Genomic DNA, 17,569 nt, shown 5'->3' on the forward strand with positions numbered 1-17,569 from the left:
TCGTGGCAAACATGAGGATAAAAATATGGCTACCACCACCCTTGGGGTCAAACTTGACGACCCGACCCGCGAGCGCCTCAAGGCGGCCGCGACCTCGATTGATCGCACGCCGCACTGGCTGATCAAGCAGGCAATTTTCAATTACCTGGAAAAACTCGAGGGTGGTGCAACCCTGACCGAGCTGAGCGGTTTGACCAAGGATTCCGACGAAGCCGTCGATGCGCCTCTGGATCACGCCCACCAGTGCTTCCTCGAATTTGCCGAAAGCATCCTGCCGCAATCGGTGCTGCGCGCCTCGATCACTGCCGCTTACCGTCGCCCGGAACCTGAAGTGGTGCCGATGCTGATCGAGCAGGCGCGTCTGCCGGCGGCGATGGCCGAAGCCACTAACAAGCTCGCCTCCTCGATCGCCGAAAAACTGCGCAATCAAAAGAGCGCCGGCGGCCGTGCCGGAATTGTTCAGGGTCTGTTGCAGGAATTTTCCCTGTCGTCCCAGGAAGGCGTCGCGCTGATGTGCCTCGCCGAAGCGCTGCTGCGCATCCCGGACAAAGGCACCCGTGACGCGCTGATCCGCGACAAGATCAGCACCGGCAACTGGCACCCGCACTTGGGCAACAGCCCGTCGCTGTTCGTCAACGCCGCGACCTGGGGCTTGTTGCTGACCGGCAAACTGGTCGCCACCCACAATGAAGCGGGCCTGACTTCCTCCTTGAGCCGCATCATCGGCAAGAGCGGCGAGCCGATGATCCGCAAGGGCGTCGACATGGCCATGCGCCTGATGGGCGAGCAGTTCGTCACCGGCGAAACCATCGCCGAAGCCCTGGCCAATGCGAGCAAGTTCGAAGCCAAGGGTTTCCGCTATTCCTACGACATGCTGGGTGAAGCCGCACTCACCGAGCACGATGCCCAGAAATACCTGGCCTCGTACGAACAAGCCATCCACTCGATCGGCAAAGCCTCTCACGGTCGTGGGATTTATGAAGGTCCTGGCATTTCCATCAAGCTCTCGGCACTGCACCCGCGTTACAGCCGTGCGCAGTACGAGCGCGTGATGGACGAGCTGTACCCGCGCCTGCTGTCGCTGACCCTGCTGGCCAAGCAATACGACATCGGCCTGAACATCGACGCCGAAGAAGCCGACCGCCTCGAACTGTCGCTGGATCTGCTGGAGCGCCTGTGCTTCGAGCCACAACTGACCGGCTGGAACGGCATCGGATTCGTGATCCAGGCTTATCAGAAGCGTTGCCCGTATGTGATCGACTACGTGATCGACCTGGCTCGTCGCAGCCGTCATCGCCTGATGATCCGCCTGGTAAAAGGCGCGTACTGGGACAGCGAAATCAAGCGCGCCCAGGTCGAAGGCCTGGAAGGCTATCCGGTCTACACCCGCAAGGTGTACACCGACGTTTCCTACATCGCTTGCGCACGCAAGCTGCTGTCGGTGCCGGAAGTCATCTACCCGCAGTTCGCCACGCACAACGCCCACACCCTGTCGGCCATTTACCACATCGCCGGTCAGAACTATTACCCGGGTCAGTACGAGTTCCAGTGCCTGCACGGCATGGGTGAACCGCTGTACGAACAGGTTGTAGGCAAAGTTTCCGAAGGCAAGTTGAATCGTCCGTGCCGCGTGTACGCCCCGGTCGGTACTCACGAAACGCTGTTGGCGTATCTGGTGCGTCGTCTGCTGGAAAACGGCGCGAACACTTCGTTCGTCAACCGCATCGCCGACCAATCCATTTCGATTCAGGAGCTGGTGGCCGATCCAGTGGCCAGCATCGAGCAGATGGCGACGCTGGAAGGCGGCTTCGGCCTGCCGCACCCGCGTATCCCGCTGCCGCGTGATCTTTATGGTGCCGAGCGCGCCAACTCCAGCGGCATCGACATGGCCAACGAACATCGTCTGGCTTCGCTGTCCTGTGCTTTGCTGGCCACCGCTCACAATCACTGGAAAGCCGCGCCGATGCTCGGTTGCGCGTCCAGCACTGAAACCCCGGCTCCGGTGCTGAACCCGTCGGATCTGCGTGACGTCGTCGGCCACGTACAGGAAGCAACCGTCGAAGACGTCGACAACGCGATCCAGTGCGCCCTGAAGGCTGCACCGATCTGGCAGGCCACTCCGCCCGCCGAACGCGCTGCGATTCTGGAACGTGCCGCCGATTTGATGGAAGGCGAGATCCAGCCGCTGATGGGCCTGCTGGCTCGCGAAGCCGGCAAGACCTTCGCCAACGCCATCGCCGAAGTGCGTGAAGCCGTGGACTTCCTGCGTTATTACGCGGTGCAGGCGCGTAACGATTTCACCAACGACGCCCACCGCCCATTGGGTCCGGTGGTGTGCATCAGCCCGTGGAACTTCCCGCTGGCAATCTTCAGTGGCCAGGTAGCTGCTGCACTGGCCGCAGGCAACCCGGTATTGGCCAAGCCTGCGGAACAAACCCCGCTGGTAGCGGCTCAAGCCGTGCGCTTGCTGCTCGAAGCCGGGATTCCGGAAGGTGTGCTGCAACTGCTGCCGGGCCGTGGCGAAACCGTCGGCGCCCGCCTGGTCGGCGACGATCGGGTCAAAGGCGTGATGTTCACCGGCTCCACCGAAGTCGCTCGTTTGCTGCAACGCAATGTCGCCGGTCGCCTGGATGCACAGGGTCGTCCGATTCCGCTGATCGCCGAAACCGGTGGCCAGAACGCGATGATCGTCGACTCTTCGGCACTGACCGAACAGGTGGTGATCGATGTGGTGTCGTCGGCTTTCGACAGCGCCGGTCAACGTTGCTCGGCCCTGCGCGTGCTGTGCCTGCAGGAAGATTCCGCTGACCGTGTGATCGAAATGCTCAAGGGCGCCATGGCTGAATGCCGTCTCGGCAACCCTGAGCGCCTGTCCGTGGACATCGGCCCGGTGATCGACGCCGAAGCCAAGGCCGGCATCGAGAAGCACATCCAGGCCATGCGCGACAAAGGTCGCAACGTGTATCAGGTGGCGATCGCCAACAGCGAGGAAGTAAAACGCGGCACCTTCGTGATGCCGACCCTGATCGAACTGGAAAGCTTCGATGAGCTGCAACGTGAGATCTTCGGCCCGGTGCTGCACGTGGTTCGCTACAAGCGCAAAGACATCGATCAACTGATCGGTCAAATCAACGCTTCGGGTTATGGCCTGACATTGGGTGTGCACACCCGGATCGACGAGACCATCGCCAAGGTGATCGACAACGTCAACGCCGGTAACGTCTACGTAAACCGCAACATCGTGGGTGCTGTGGTTGGCGTACAGCCGTTCGGTGGCGAAGGCTTGTCGGGCACCGGCCCGAAGGCCGGTGGTCCGCTGTACCTGTACCGTTTGCTGTCGACGCGTCCTACCGATGCCATCGAACAATCCTTCGCTCGCGGCGACGCCATCGCAGCACCGGATGTCCGTTTGCGTGATGCCATGAGCAAACCACTGACCGCCCTGAAGGCGTGGGCCGACAGCAACACGTTTGCAGACCTGAGCACGCTGTGTGTGCAGTTCGCGGCGCAGTCGCAAAGCGGCATCACCCGTGTCCTCGCTGGCCCGACTGGCGAGCGCAACAGCTACGCCATCCTGCCGCGCGAACACGTGCTGTGCCTGGCGGAAGTCGAAGGCGATCTGCTGACGCAGCTGGCGGCGGTATTGGCTGTCGGCGGTTCGGCGGTGTGGCCGGAAGCTGAATTGACCAAAGCGGTGTTCGCACGTCTGCCGAAGGAAGTTCAGGCGCGAATCAAGCTTGTTTCCGACTGGAGCAAGGACGAAGTGGTGTTTGATGCGGTTCTGCATCATGGCCATTCCGACCAGCTGCGTGCGGTGTGCCAGCAAGTGGCCAAGCGTGCCGGGGCGATTGTCGGGGTTCATGGTCTGTCGCAGGGCGAGACCAGCATTGCGCTGGAGCGTCTGGTGATTGAGCGGGCGTTGAGCGTCAACACCGCTGCGGCGGGTGGTAACGCCAGCTTGATGACCATCGGCTAAACCGCAACAAAACCGGGCAACCGCAATGGCTGCCCGGTATGCAAAATCCTGTAGGAGTGAGCCTGCTCGCGATAGCGCTCTGTCATCCGACCTATTTATTGGATGACACACCGCTATCGCGAGCAGGCTCACTCCTACAGTTGTTTTGGGGTGTCTGGTAAGTCGGTGCTCTGATCTACCATCACGCTCATCAATCATCCTGTTCAGCTTTTATTCTCACGCCTAGACTCGGTCCATTCCAAAAAAAGGTAGGCCGCCATGTCCGAGACGCTGCTCAGTTCCCGCAATCTGGCTTTCGAGCTGTACGAAGTCCTCGATGCCGAGGGCCTGACCCAGCGTGAGCGTTTTGCCGAGCACAACCGCGAAACCTTCGATGCCGCCATCGGCACGGCCCGAAACATCGCCGAGAAGTTCTTCGCGCCACACAACCGCAAGAACGACGAGAACGAGCCGCGCTACGAGAACGGGCAGGCGATTCTGATTCCGGAAGTGAAACCGGCAGTGGATGCGTTTCTTGAAGCCGGTTTCCTCAACGCCGCGCGCAGCTTCGACGCCGGCGGCATGCAACTGCCTACGCTGCTGTCCCAGGCCTGCTTCGCGCATTTCCAATCCGCCAACGCGGCATCGACCTCGTACCCGTTCCTGACCATGGGCGCGGCGAACCTGATTGAAAGCTTCGGCAGCGATGAGCAGAAGCAGCGTTTCCTGCAACCGATGATTGACGGTCGCTTCTTCGGCACCATGGCCCTGACCGAACCGCATGCAGGTTCTTCGCTGTCGGATATTCGTACACGCGCCGAGCCTGCGTCTGACGGCACCTATCGACTCAAGGGCAACAAGATTTTCATCTCTGGTGGCGATCACCCGCTCTCGGAGAACATCGTGCACATGGTCCTGGCGAAACTGCCGGATGCACCGGCCGGGGTGAAAGGGATTTCGCTGTTTATCGTGCCCAAGTTCCTGGTCAACGATGACGGCAGCCTCGGCAAGCGCAACGACGTCTTGCTGGCAGGCCTGTTTCACAAGATGGGCTGGCGCGGCACCACCTCCACCGCGCTGAACTTCGGCGATAACGGTGAGTGCGTCGGCTACCTGGTGGGCAAGCCGCATCACGGTTTGAGCTACATGTTCCAGATGATGAACGAGGCGCGGATCGGCGTCGGCATGGGCGCGGTGATGCTCGGTTATGCCGGGTATCTGTATTCCCTGGAATACGCCCGCGAACGTCCGCAAGGTCGCGTGCCGGACAGCAAGGATCCGAATACCGCGCCAGTGGCGATCATTCAGCACGCCGACGTCAAGCGCATGCTGCTGACGCAGAAAGCCTATGTCGAAGGCTCGTTCGACCTTGGGTTGTATGCGGCGCGACTGTTCGATGACACCACGACGCTGGAGACCGAAGACCAGCGCAAACAGGCGCACGAACTGTTGGATTTGCTGACACCCATCGTCAAATCCTGGCCCTCGGAGTTTTGCCTGAAGGCCAACGAACTGGCGATCCAGATTCTCGGCGGCCACGGCTACACCCGCGAATACCCGGTGGAGCAGTATTACCGCGACAACCGTTTGAACCCGATCCACGAAGGCACCCACGGTATTCAGTCGCTGGATTTGCTGGGACGCAAACTGGCGCAGAACGGTGGTGCGGGGCTCAAGCAGCTGATCCGCTTGATTGCCAACACTGCCGAACGCTCGCAGGCGCATGAGTCGTTGACTGCGTTGCGTGAACCGCTGGAGAAGCTGGTCGCGCGCCTGCAAACGGTGACCATCGGTTTGCTGATGGATCTGGGCCAAGGCAAGGTCAACAGCAGTCTGGCGAACTCGGCGCTGTACCTGAAAGTGTTCGGGCACACGGTGATCGGCTGGCGCTGGCTGGAACAGGCGATTCGCGCCGAGGAAGGGTTGGCGAAGGGGAATGCGGCGGATGTGAGCTTCTATAAAGGCAAGCTGCAGGCGGCGCGGTATTTCCTGACCTGGGAAGTGCCGGGTTGCCACCATGAGCTGGCGATTCTTGAGGCTCGGGATGATGTTTGCCTGACGATGCAGGATGAGTGGTTCTGATCAGAATTTTTTGCTGCTGCTGAAATCCAATCGCGAGCAGGCTCGCTCCCACAGGGTCAAGTGTTCACAGATCCAATGTGGGAGCGAGCCTGCTCGCGATGACGTCAGCACAAACAACATATTTATCAGCTCAGCTTGAACCCACCCATCTGCCGCGCCAGATCATCCGCCAGGCGCTGCAATGTCTGACAGTCTTCGCGACAAGCCCTGACTTCCCCCGCCGTCGCCCGGGCCAAATCGGAAATGCCCTGCACATTGCGGTTGATCTCCTCCGTCACTGCCGACTGCTCTTCCGTGGCCGTCGCCACTTGATGGTTCATGTCGCTGATGCGCTCGACCTGACCGGTAATCGCCGTCAACGACGCACCAGTGCGCTGGCTCGATTCGACGCCGGTGCCTGTTGCTGCCTGCCCGGAGTGCATGGATGAAACGGCATTCTCCGCGCCCTGCTTGAGGCTGCCGATCATCTGCTGGATCTCATCGGTCGACGACTGCGTGCGCCGCGCCAACGTGCGCACTTCATCCGCCACGACCGCAAATCCACGGCCCATGTCTCCGGCCCGTGCGGCTTCGATGGCCGCGTTCAGTGCCAGTAAATTGGTTTGCTCGGAGATCCCGCGAATCACTGCCAGCACCTGATCGATGGATGCGACCTGATCGGCCAATTCGCCGACGGCACTGGCGGCGATGCCGATTTCGTCGGACATGCTTTCTATATGCCGGATCGACCCACCGACCACTTCCCGCGCCTGCATCGCTTCATCGCGAGCGTTCTGTGAAGCGACCGCGGCGTTACCCGCGTTCTGGGCGATTTCCTGCACGGTCAGGCCCATCTCATGAACAGCGGTGGCGACCATATCGGTCATTTCCTGCTGACGACCGGAGCGCTCGGCGGTGTTGTCCACGACCTTCGCCACTTGGCTGACCGCCGTGCGCAAACGCTCGCTGGTGGTCAGCACTTCACCGATCATCTCGCGCTGACTGTCGAGGAATCGATTAAAGCCTCGCGCCAGGTCACCCAGTTCATCGGCGCGGCTGGAATCTAACCGGTGGGTCAAATCTCCACCACCGCTACCAATGGCCACCAGCGCCGCTGTTACCTGACGGATCGGTCGCACCAGGCCACGGGCCAGTAATACCACCAGCAACAGACACACCAGCGCCACCGCCAGACCAATGCCGCTGCTCATCCACATGGCGCGACGGGCTTCGGCGTAGATCTGCGACTGTGGCACTTCGGCCACCAGGGTCCAGCCCAGATCCCGCAACGGCAGGCTCAACGCCAGATAATCTTCGCCATCGCGGACAAAGCTGCTGTTGGTGGCAACTTTTTGACCCATGACCGATTGTGCGGAGGGTGCGCCGATTTGCTCGGCCAGCGTGCGCTTGCCGCTGAACTGCGCTTCAGGGTGAACCTGGATCAAACCGTCGGAACGCACGAGATAGACCTTGCCGCGCTCACCGAAGTTGAAATTGTGAATCAGCTCCGACAGCTCTTTCATGCTCAACCCAAGTCCGGCAACGCCCACGACTTTACCGGCCTGCTCGACCTTGAGGTCGATGAACAGCGCCAATTCTCCGGTCGCGGTGTCATTGTCGATATTGAGGGTGCGTGGCTGGTTACTGTCGAGGAACGCGTAGAACCAGGCGTCCTTGGGGTTGGTACGACTGAGGGTCCGGTCCAAGCCTTTTTCAGTGAAGTAATGGTTTGAAGCCGTGCCGACGATCAGCGCGGTAAAGGCTTTGTGTTCGGCCCGGATGCCTTCCAGATACTGGACGAACGCGGCGGTCTGGGCACTGTTTTCACCCCCGGCCAACCAGTCGCGCACCATGCTGTTGCTGGCGATGTCCTTGGCGGCGGTGAGCGGTTGAACGAGGATTCGTTCGATGTCGTTGCGCATCGCTTCGATACTGGACGGCAGCGCCTGTTCGACCAGATAGCTCTGGGCGAGACGGTTGACCACGAGGGTATAAATGCCAACCACGATCAGGATGCTGACCAGCAGGGCGGTGCCCATGCTGAGGATCAACTGCCATTGAATACTGCGTCGCCAGAACTGCATGGAGCACCCCCAAAGAATAAGAGGCTGAAACACTGCAACAGCCGTGCCGATTGTATACAACTAAACCGACAATCTATTCTTTGGTTGTGCGCAAAGCCGATCAGGCCTGATTGATCGTCTTGGAGATCACTTCAACCGTGGCGCTGACTTGCTCTTGGTAACGGTCGAGTTCCTGCTTGTGCTGCTTTTGCATTTCGATCTGCTGGGAACACAGATTCATCGCAGCCAATACCAGCAGTCGGTCACCGATCAGCGTCGGGTACTTCCTTTTGGTGTCAGCCAAGGCAGCTTTCAACATCATCGCGGCGTCCAGCAGGGTTTGCTCTTCCCCGGCCGGCGCCTTGATCGAATAGTCCTCCCCCAGGATCGAGACGACTTTTACCCCTGCGGCGCCGTGATTCATGCGCTGACCGGGCCGGCGCTGACGCGCTCAACCAGGGCCTGGATGCGTGCAGCGGTGGCGCCTTGTTTCTCTTCCTGTTCCATCAGGTTCAGTTGCAGACTTTCGTTTTCATCCTTGGCCTGGGCCAGTTCTGTGCTCAGGGTCTGGTTGGTGGCGAGCAGGGTCTGGTTCTGTTGCACCAGGTCGCTGACCAGCTGTTCCAATTGACTAAGGGATGCTTCCAACATTTTGATTTTCCAAGCATTTCAAAGGGCGCGTACGATAAAGAAAAGTCACCACCGATGCCAGGGTTATTGGGACGCAAGGCCTTGATTTTCCTGGCGGGCGACCTTCCTCGCGAGCTTTAAAGACTGTGATTGGCGGATCTGGTTCCTGCACTTCGTCGCCGGAGCGGTTGTGCGACAAAAACGCGCAGGCCCTCAAGACTTTAGTCGTATGACCGATAAGTCACCCATACGTCAGCTTCAGCGCCGCACGGGTGCGCTCACTTTGGTAAACACCATGTCCCTTCGTAATATGAATATCGCACCGCGGGCGTTCCTCGGTTTCGCCCTGATTGGCGGTTTGATGCTGGTTCTGGGGGTGTTTGCCTTGAACCAGATGAGCAAGATTCGCGGCGCCGGCGAAGACATTGCCTCCATGAGCGTGCCGAGCATCAAAAGCCTGGACGAATTCACTCAACTGACCCTGCGCCTGCGGGTGCTGTCCTACCGCTTGCTGGTGAACCGCGAACCAGACGTGCAGCAGAAAACCTTCGAGCTGTTCGATCTGCGTAATCAGCAGATTCGTGACGCGCAGAAAGTCTACGAACCGCTGATCGAGGGCCCGCAAGAGCGTGCCGCCTACGATCAGTACGTGCAGTTGCTGGCGCAATACCGCCAACTTGAAGACCGCATGAAGACCCTCTCGCGCAACAATCAGGTCGATGAACTGCGCACAATGCTCAATAGCGAATTGCTCTCCAACTCCGAGGCCGTCAACGCGGCACTGGCCAAGTTGCTCGAAATCAATACGCAACAGATCGAAGTCACCGACACCCGGGCCGGCGAACAGTATTCAACGTCGCTCAACCTGGTCATCACCTTGTTGGTCATTGCCAGCGGCCTGACCTTGCTGTTCGCCTGGCTCCTGACCAACAGCATCACCAAACCGATTGCCAACGCCTTGAGCGCGGCCGAAGAAATCGCCGAAGGCAACCTGACTCGCCCGATTCATGTCGATGGCGATGACGAAGCCGGCCGCTTGCTGCTGGCCATGTCGAAGATGCAGGAAAAGCTGCGCGACACCCTGCAGCGGATTTCCGGCTCGGCCACGCAACTGGCGTCCGCCGCTGAAGAACTGAACAGCGTCACCGACGAAAGCGCCCGTGGCCTGACCCAGCAGAACAACGAAATCGAACAGGCCGCCACCGCTGTCAATGAAATGACCAGCGCCGTGGAAGAAGTCGCGCGCAACGCCGTGAGCACGTCCGAAGCCTCGAAGAACGCCACCACCTCGGCCGGTGACGGCCGCGACCTGGTGCAGGAAACCGTCAGCGCCATCGAACGCATGAGTGCCGATGTGCAGAGCACCGCGACCTTGATTGGTGATCTGGCCAACGAGTCCCGTGACATCGGCAAGGTGCTGGACGTGATCCGCGGCCTGGCTGACCAGACCAACCTGCTGGCGTTGAACGCAGCGATTGAAGCCGCGCGTGCCGGTGAAGCCGGACGTGGCTTCGCAGTGGTGGCGGATGAGGTGCGTGCACTGGCGCATCGCACTCAGCAGTCGACCAGCGAGATCGAACGCATGATCGGCAGCATTCAGAGCGGCACCGAACATGCGGTGAACTCGATGCGCAACAGCACCGAACGTGCTGAATCGACCTTGAACATCGCCCGCGGTGCAGGTCTTTCGCTGGATACGATCAACAGTGCCATTGTCGAGATCAACGAGCGCAACCTGGTAATTGCCAGCGCGGCCGAAGAACAGGCGCAGGTCGCCCGTGAAGTGGATCGCAACCTGGTGAATATCCGTGATTTGTCGGTGCAATCGGCGACCGGGGCGAATCAGACAAGTGCGGCGAGCAATGAGTTGTCGCGATTGGCGCTGGACCTGAACAACATGGTTGGGCGGTTTAGCCTCTAACCGCCGACACCTTCTCTGTGGCGAGGGAGCTTGCTCCCGTTCGGCTGCGAAGCAGTCGCCAATCGGCCTGCGCATTGAATCTGATTCACCGCGCCGCCTCTTCGGGGTCGCTGCGCGATCCAACGGGAGCAAGCTCCCTCGCCACAGGGATCAAGCTCAATCCGGGTGACGTTGTCGCTGCTGCAAAAGCTTTTTGACAGCATCACATTTCAACAGGTTAGAATCGCTGGCACGCAGACTGCATGGTCAGTTTGTGCCCGCCTTTCAGCTTTCTGGAGTACTGCCTTTGAATGCGACGACCATCAACAGCCTGTTCTTGATCGGCGCGTTGCTGGTAGGTGCGAGCATTCTGGTGAGCTCACTTTCCTCGCGCCTCGGCATCCCGATTCTGGTGATCATCCTCGCCGTGGGCATGGCCGCCGGCGTCGACGGCGGTGGCATTATCTTTGATAACTACCCCACGGCTTATCTGGTCGGCAACCTCGCCCTCGCGGTGATCCTGCTCGATGGTGGCTTGCGCACCCGCGTATCCAGCTTTCGCGTGGCGTTGTGGCCGGCGTTGTCGCTGGCCACGGTCGGGGTGTTGATCACCACCGCGCTGACCGGCATGGCCGCCGCCTGGCTGTTCAACCTGAACATGATCCAGGGTTTGCTGATCGGTGCCATCGTCGGCTCGACCGACGCCGCGGCAGTGTTCTCGCTGCTGGGCGGTAAAGGCCTGAACGAACGGGTGACTGCCAGCCTCGAAATCGAATCCGGCAGCAACGACCCGATGGCGGTGTTTCTCACCGTCACCCTGATCGACATGCTCGCCAGCGGCCAGACGGGCCTGCATTGGAGCCTGCTCGGGCATTTCGTGCGTGAATTCGGCATCGGGGCCGTGATTGGCCTCGGCGGTGGCTGGGTCATGCTGCAATTGGTCAACCGGATCAACCTCGCCAACGGCCTCTACCCGATTCTGGTGATTGCCGGCGGCCTGGCCGTCTTCGCCCTGACCAACGCCCTGCACGGCAGTGGCTTCCTGGCGGTTTACCTCTGCGGCCTGGTGATCGGCAATCGTCCGGTGCGCAGCCGCCACGGCATTCTCCACATGCTCGATGGCATGGCCTGGTTGGCACAGATCGGCATGTTCCTGGTGCTGGGGCTGCTGGTGACGCCGCATGACCTGTTGCCGATCGCCCTGCCCGCGCTGGGTCTGGCGCTGTGGATGATTCTGTTTGCACGGCCGCTGTCGGTGCTGGTCGGCCTGCTGCCGTTCAAGGCGTTCCATGGCCGCGAGAAGGCGTTTATTTCCTGGGTCGGCCTACGCGGCGCGGTCCCGATCATTCTGGCGGTGTTCCCGCTGATGGCCGGCCTACCGGATGCCCAGCTCTACTTCAACCTTGCCTTCTTTATCGTGCTGGTGTCGCTGCTGGTGCAGGGCACGAGCCTGCCGTGGGTGGCGAAACTTTTGAAAGTGACCGTTCCGCCGGAGCCGGCACCGATCTCGCGCGCAGCGCTGGAAGTGCACGTTACCAGCGAGTGGGAGTTGTTCGTTTATCGCCTCGGCGCCGAGAAATGGTGCATCGGTTCGCCCCTTCGCGAGCTGAAAATGCCCGACGGCACGCGTATCGCCGCTCTGTTTCGTGGTCAGCAACTGCTCCATCCGTCGGGTAGTACGGTGCTCGAAGTCGATGATTTGCTGTGCGTTATCGGCCATGAGCACAACCTTCCAGCCCTCGGAAAGCTCTTCAGTCAGGCACCGCAGCGCGGCCTCGATTTGCGCTTCTTCGGCGACTTCGTGCTCGAAGGAGACGCCCAGCTGGCCGCGGTTGCGGCGCTGTACGGGTTGAAAGTCGAAGGCATTGATCCAGACATGTCCCTGGGCCGATTCATTGCCCAGAAAGTCGGCGGTGCTCCCGTCGTCGGTGACCAGGTGGAGTGGAACAACACCATCTGGACCGTTGCGGTCATGGAAGGGAACAAGATCGGCAAAGTGGGCGTCAGATTCCCCGAAGGAAGTCGCCCCGGCCCGGGCTTGTTCCTCTAAACTCCAACCTTCGTCTCGTTTTCGATCGGTCTCTATGCCAACCCTGCGCACTTTTTTCATCATGGCCCTGTTGGGCTTGAGTCTTTCTGTCGGTACGTTGCAAGCGGCTGGACCGCCGACCAGCGAAGCCGTGCAGGCGAGTCTGGACAAGATCGCCGATCGCAAACTGCCGGAAGCGGATCAAAAAGCGTTGCAGGGTATCCTGCAAAACACGCTGACTCAGCTCAATAACAAGCGCGATTACGATCAGAAATTGATCGATCTGAAGCAGCAACTGGCCACCGCTCCCAAGCAGAACATCGAGAACCAGCGGGAATTGGCGCGGCTGAAAGCCAGCAAGGCACAGCCAGTTGCGCAGCGCTACGCCAACCAGTCGGTCCAGCAGCTCGAGCAAGTGCTCACCGAGCGCTCGACCCAGCAAAGCGATCTGCAGAAAGCACTGGCCGACGCCAACAGTCTGGTGATTACCGCCCAGACACGACCCGAGCGCGCCCAGGCTGAAATTTCCACCAGCCAGACGCGCATCCAGCAGATCAACAACATTCTCAAGGCCGGCAAAGACAACGGCAAAGCCTTGAGCGGCGAACAGCGTGACCAGCTCAACGCCGAGCTTGCGGCACTGAATGCCTTGATCCCGCTGCGCCGCGAGGAACTGGCCGGTAACAGCCAGTTGCAGGACCTGGGCAACAGCCAGCATGATTTGCTCACGGAAAAAACCGATCGCCTGGATCAGGAAATCCAGGAGTTGCAGACCCTGATCAACCAGAAGCGCCTGGCCCACTCCCAAGAGGCCGTCACCCAACAATCCATCGAAGCGCAGAAATCCGGCAGCAGCAGCTTGCTGGCCACCGAAAGCGCGGCGAACCTGAAACTCTCTGACTACCTGCTCAAAAACACCGACCGCCTCAACGCAATCACCCAGCAAAACCTGCAAACCAAGCAGCAACTGGACAGCGTGACCCAAAGCGATTCGGCCCTGGACGAGCAGATCAGCGTACTCAAGGGCAGCCTGCTGCTCTCCAAGATTCTCTACAAACAGAAGGCGGCCCTGCCGCGCCTCAAGCTCGACCGCGACCTCGCTGACCAGATCGCCGACATTCGCCTGTTTCAATTTGAAGTCAGCCAGCAACGGGAGCTGCTCAACAACCCGGCAACCTACGTTGACAATCTGTTGGCGACCCAACCGCCGGAGCAAGTCACCCCGCAGCTGCGCAAGAGCCTGCTGGAGCTGGCCACCACCCGCGCAGACCTGCTGGAGCGCCTCAACCGCGAACTGAGCGCGGTGCTCAACCAATCCATCACCCTGCAACTCAACCAGAAGCAACTGCTCAGTACCACGCAAAGCCTGCGGGCGACGCTCGATGAGCAGATGTTCTGGATCCCCAGCAACAAGCCGCTGGATCTGGAATGGATGCACGGCGTACCGGAGCGTTTGCAACGGCAGGTCACCACGCTGCCGTGGGCTTCCAGCCTGAGCGAATTGAGCGATGGCCTGATCCAGCGGCCGTTGTTGTTCCTGCCACTGGTGTTGCTGATCGGCGCCCTGCTGTGGCGGCGTAAAAGCCTGTACGCCCGACTGAGCAAAGTTCACCAGGACATCGGCCACTTCAAGCGTGACAGCCAATGGCACACGCCGCAGGCCATCTTGATCAATATTCTGTTGGCGATGCCGGTCTCGCTGGGCCTGGCCTTGTGCGGCCTGGCCCTGCAGATCGACGCCCGCGGGCAGAACGCCAACATGGGCGCGGCGCTGCTGCAAATGGCCCAGGCCTGGCTGGTGTTCTACACCGCTTACCGGATTCTCGCGCCAGGCGGCGTGGCTGAACTGCATTTCCGCTGGGAAAAGCCCCAGGTCGAATTCCTTCAGGGCTGGGTCCGCCGACTCGGGTTGGTGGTGATGGCATTGGTCGCCGTGGTGGCGGTTGCCGAACTGCAACCCTCGACGCTGGCGGATGACGTGCTCGGCATGCCCGTGGTGCTGACCTGCTACGCCTTGATGGCCTGGCTGCTCAGCCGCCTGCTGGTCAGCAGCCCGACGCACCAGAACGCTTCGCTGTTCCGCAAAGCAGTCGGGGTCCTGTTTACCATCCTGCCCGTGGCATTGTTCGTGGCGGTGTGCTTCGGCTACTACTACACCGCGCTGAAGCTCAGCGACCGGTTGATCAACACCCTTTACCTGCTGATGTTCTGGCTGGTGATCGAAGCCACGTTCGTTCGTGGCCTCAGCGTGGCGGCACGACGCCTGGCCTACCAACGCGCCCTGGCCAAACGCCAGGCGGCGAAAGAGGCCGGCGACGGCGAAGCGGTGATCGAAGAGCCGACGCTGGACATCGAGAAGGTCAACGAACAGTCCCTGCGCCTGATTCGCCTGGCACTGCTGGGCGGTTTCATCGCGGCGCTGTATTGGGTCTGGTCCGATCTGATCTCGGTGTTTTCGTACCTGGACAACGTCACCCTCTACGAATACACCAGCGGCACCGGCGCCAATATGAGTATGGTGCCGATCAGCATCGGCGACATGCTCGGCGCGGTGATCATCATCGGCATCACATTCGCTCTGGCGCGCAACTTGCCGGGGCTGCTGGAAGTGCTGGTGCTGTCGAAGTTGAACCTGGCGCAGGGCAGCGCCTATGCCACGACCACGTTGCTCTCCTATGCGATCGCCGGCATCGGTTTCGTCTCGACCCTGTCCACCCTCGGCGTGAGCTGGGACAAGTTGCAATGGCTAGTGGCGGCGTTGTCGGTCGGCCTCGGCTTTGGCATGCAGGAGATCTTCGCCAACTTCATCTCCGGCATCATGATTCTGTTCGAACGCCCGGTGCGGATCGGCGACACCATCACCATCGGCAACCTGTCGGGCACGGTCAGCAAGATCCGTATCCGCGCCACAACCATCACCGACTTCGACCGCAAGGACATCATTGTCCCGAACAAGACGTTCATCACCGGGCAACTGATCAACTGGTCCCTGACCGACACCATTACCCGGGTGACCCTCAAGCTCGGCGTCGATTACGGTTCAGACCTGGACTTGGTGAAAGAGCTGCTGCTCAAAGCCGCGCGCGATAACCCGCGGGTCCTGAAAGACCCGGAACCCCACGTGTACTTCCTGAATTTCGGCGAAAGCACCCTCGACCACGAGTTGCGCATGCACGTGCGTGACCTCGGTGACCGCAACCCGGTGCTGGACGAGGTCAACCGCTTCATCAATCGCGAGTTCAAGAAGCAGCACATCAACATCTCGTTCCGGCAGATGGAGGTTTACCTCAAGAACCTTCAAGGCCAGGAATACAAAATGGTGCCGATCGATCCCGAGTCCAAAACCATCGCGCCGCTGGTGGATAGCAAGGCGCCGCAAGAGCCGCCGCCCACCAAACTCGACTAACGGCCCTATCCCTAGCAGAATGCTCGGACATTCTGCTGGAGATGGCCGTTGAAACCTCTCGACGAACTGACCTTCGATAATCGCTTCGCCCGCCTGGGCGATACGTTTTCCGCCCATGTGCTGCCCGAGCCCATCGACAACCCGCGCCTGGTGGTGGCCAGCCCAGCAGCCATGGCGTTGCTCGACCTCGACCCGGCCGTGGCCGACACCCGGGAGTTCGCCGAGCTGTTCAGCGGCCACAAGCTCTGGGCCGACGCGGTGCCTCGAGCGATGGTTTATTCCGGGCATCAGTTCGGTTCCTACAACCCGCAGCTGGGCGACGGTCGCGGTTTGTTGCTGGGCGAGGTCTACAACGAGGCCGGCGAACACTGGGACCTGCACCTCAAGGGCGCCGGTCAGACACCCTTTTCGCGCATGGGCGATGGACGCGCGGTACTGCGCTCGTCGATCCGCGAGTTTCTCGCCTCCGAAGCACTGAATGCACTGAGCATCCCGACTACCCGCGCCCTGTGCGTGATCGGCTCCGACACCCCGGTGTGGCGCGAGAAGCAGGAACGCGCGGCCATGGTCCTGCGCCTGGCGCCGAGCCATGTGCGCTTCGGGCATTTCGAATATTTCTACTACACCAAACGCCCCGAGAAGCAGAAAGAACTCGGCGAGCACGTATTGGCCATGCATTTCCCCGAGTGCCTGGAACAACCGGAACCGTATCTGGCGATGTTCCGCGAAATCGTCGAACGCAATGCCGAGCTGATCGCCAAATGGCAGGCGTATGGCTTCTGCCACGGCGTGATGAACACCGACAACATGTCGATCCTTGGCATCACCTTCGACTTCGGACCGTTCGCCTTTCTCGACGACTTCGACGCCCATTTCATCTGCAATCACTCGGATGATCAGGGCCGGTATTCCTTCAGCAACCAGGTGCCGATCGGCCAGTGGAACCTCAGCGCCCTCGCCCAGGCACTGACGCCGTTCATCAGCGTCGACGCCCTGCGCGAAACCCTTGGCCTGTACCTGCCGCTGTACCAGGCCCACTACCTGGACCTGATGCGCCGCCGCCTCGGCCTCACCACCGCTGAAGACGATGACCAGAAACTGCTGGAACACCTGCTGCAACTGATGCAGAACAGCGGCGTCGATTACACCTTGTTCTTCCGTCGCCTGGGGGATGAATCACCGGAACTTTCCGTCGCCCGCTTGCGCGATGACTTCGTCGACATCAAAGGCTTCGATGCCTGGGCCGAGCTGTATGTCGCCCGGGTTGCCCGCGAAGGCGAGATAGATCAGGAGCAGCGGCGCAAGCGGATGCACGCGGTCAATCCGTTGTACATCCTGCGCAACTATCTGGCGCAGAAAGCCATCGATGCGGCAGAGAGCGGCGACTATTCAGAGGTTCGGCGACTGCATACGGTGCTGAGTAATCCGTTCGACGAGCAAGCGGGGATGGAAAGCTATGCCGAACGGCCGCCGGAGTGGGGGAAGCATTTGGAGATCAGTTGTTCGTCGTGATGTTGGTCAGTCC

General features: G+C 60.5%; 9 protein-coding genes and 2 pseudogenes. 7 read left to right on the plus strand and 4 right to left on the minus strand.

Annotation, left to right across the window (positions count from 1 at the left end):
- The first annotated feature begins 25 nt into the window (after positions 1-25).
- Together putA and AC1ROI_RS08510 are read left to right on the plus strand one after the other, a co-directional pair.
- A complete protein-coding gene (putA, locus tag AC1ROI_RS08505) occupies positions 26-3,976 on the plus strand; it encodes a trifunctional transcriptional regulator/proline dehydrogenase/L-glutamate gamma-semialdehyde dehydrogenase (protein ID WP_010464336.1) in 3,951 nt (1,316 codons plus the stop codon).
- Positions 3,977-4,234: 258 nt separating this feature from the next.
- On the plus strand, positions 4,235-6,037 hold the full coding sequence (locus AC1ROI_RS08510) for an acyl-CoA dehydrogenase (RefSeq protein WP_102593639.1): 1,803 nt from the start codon (positions 4,235-4,237) through the stop codon (positions 6,035-6,037).
- 125 nt (positions 6,038-6,162) lie between these two features.
- On the opposite strand, the gene AC1ROI_RS08515 is transcribed toward AC1ROI_RS08510, so the two are convergent.
- From AC1ROI_RS08515 to AC1ROI_RS08530, 4 genes and pseudogenes are all read right to left on the minus strand, one after another.
- Positions 6,163-7,008 (minus strand): methyl-accepting chemotaxis protein, encoded by an 846-nt coding sequence (locus tag AC1ROI_RS08515; RefSeq protein ID WP_371857847.1) that lies wholly within the window; start codon positions 7,006-7,008, stop codon positions 6,163-6,165.
- 18 nt (positions 7,009-7,026) lie between these two features.
- Positions 7,027-8,100 (minus strand): annotated as a pseudogene (locus tag AC1ROI_RS08520) (HAMP domain-containing protein); the annotation flags it as partial.
- Between the two features lie 100 nt (positions 8,101-8,200).
- The gene (locus AC1ROI_RS08525) at positions 8,201-8,503 is read right to left on the minus strand and encodes a cell division protein ZapA (protein WP_010464343.1); all 303 of its coding nucleotides are present in this window, start codon (positions 8,501-8,503) and stop codon (positions 8,201-8,203) included.
- Positions 8,500-8,730 (minus strand): hypothetical protein, encoded by a 231-nt coding sequence (locus AC1ROI_RS08530; protein ID WP_010464345.1) that lies wholly within the window; start codon positions 8,728-8,730, stop codon positions 8,500-8,502. Before AC1ROI_RS08530 ends, AC1ROI_RS08525 begins: the two co-directional genes overlap by 4 nt.
- Before the next feature lie 289 nt (positions 8,731-9,019).
- Between AC1ROI_RS08530 and AC1ROI_RS08535 the strand changes: the two are divergent.
- From AC1ROI_RS08535 to selO, 5 genes and pseudogenes are all read left to right on the plus strand, one after another.
- Positions 9,020-9,511, plus strand: a pseudogene (locus AC1ROI_RS08535) (MCP four helix bundle domain-containing protein); the annotation flags it as partial.
- Positions 9,512-9,574: 63 nt separating this feature from the next.
- On the plus strand, positions 9,575-10,630 hold the full coding sequence (locus tag AC1ROI_RS08540; protein WP_425335202.1) for a methyl-accepting chemotaxis protein: 1,056 nt from the start codon (positions 9,575-9,577) through the stop codon (positions 10,628-10,630).
- A gap of 286 nt (positions 10,631-10,916) precedes the next feature.
- Positions 10,917-12,659, plus strand: a complete 1,743-nt coding sequence (locus AC1ROI_RS08545; protein WP_010464348.1) for a potassium/proton antiporter — start codon at positions 10,917-10,919, stop codon at positions 12,657-12,659.
- A 34-nt stretch (positions 12,660-12,693) separates the two neighbouring features.
- Entirely contained in the window at positions 12,694-16,044 is a 3,351-nt protein-coding gene (mscK, locus tag AC1ROI_RS08550; RefSeq protein ID WP_077747633.1) for a mechanosensitive channel MscK, read from the plus strand.
- A gap of 48 nt (positions 16,045-16,092) precedes the next feature.
- Positions 16,093-17,556, plus strand: a complete 1,464-nt coding sequence (gene selO / locus AC1ROI_RS08555) for a protein adenylyltransferase SelO (protein WP_102593637.1) — start codon at positions 16,093-16,095, stop codon at positions 17,554-17,556.
- The last annotated feature ends 13 nt before the right edge of the window (positions 17,557-17,569 follow it).

This window comes from Pseudomonas sp. GW823-FHT02C02 (assembly GCF_058797635.1).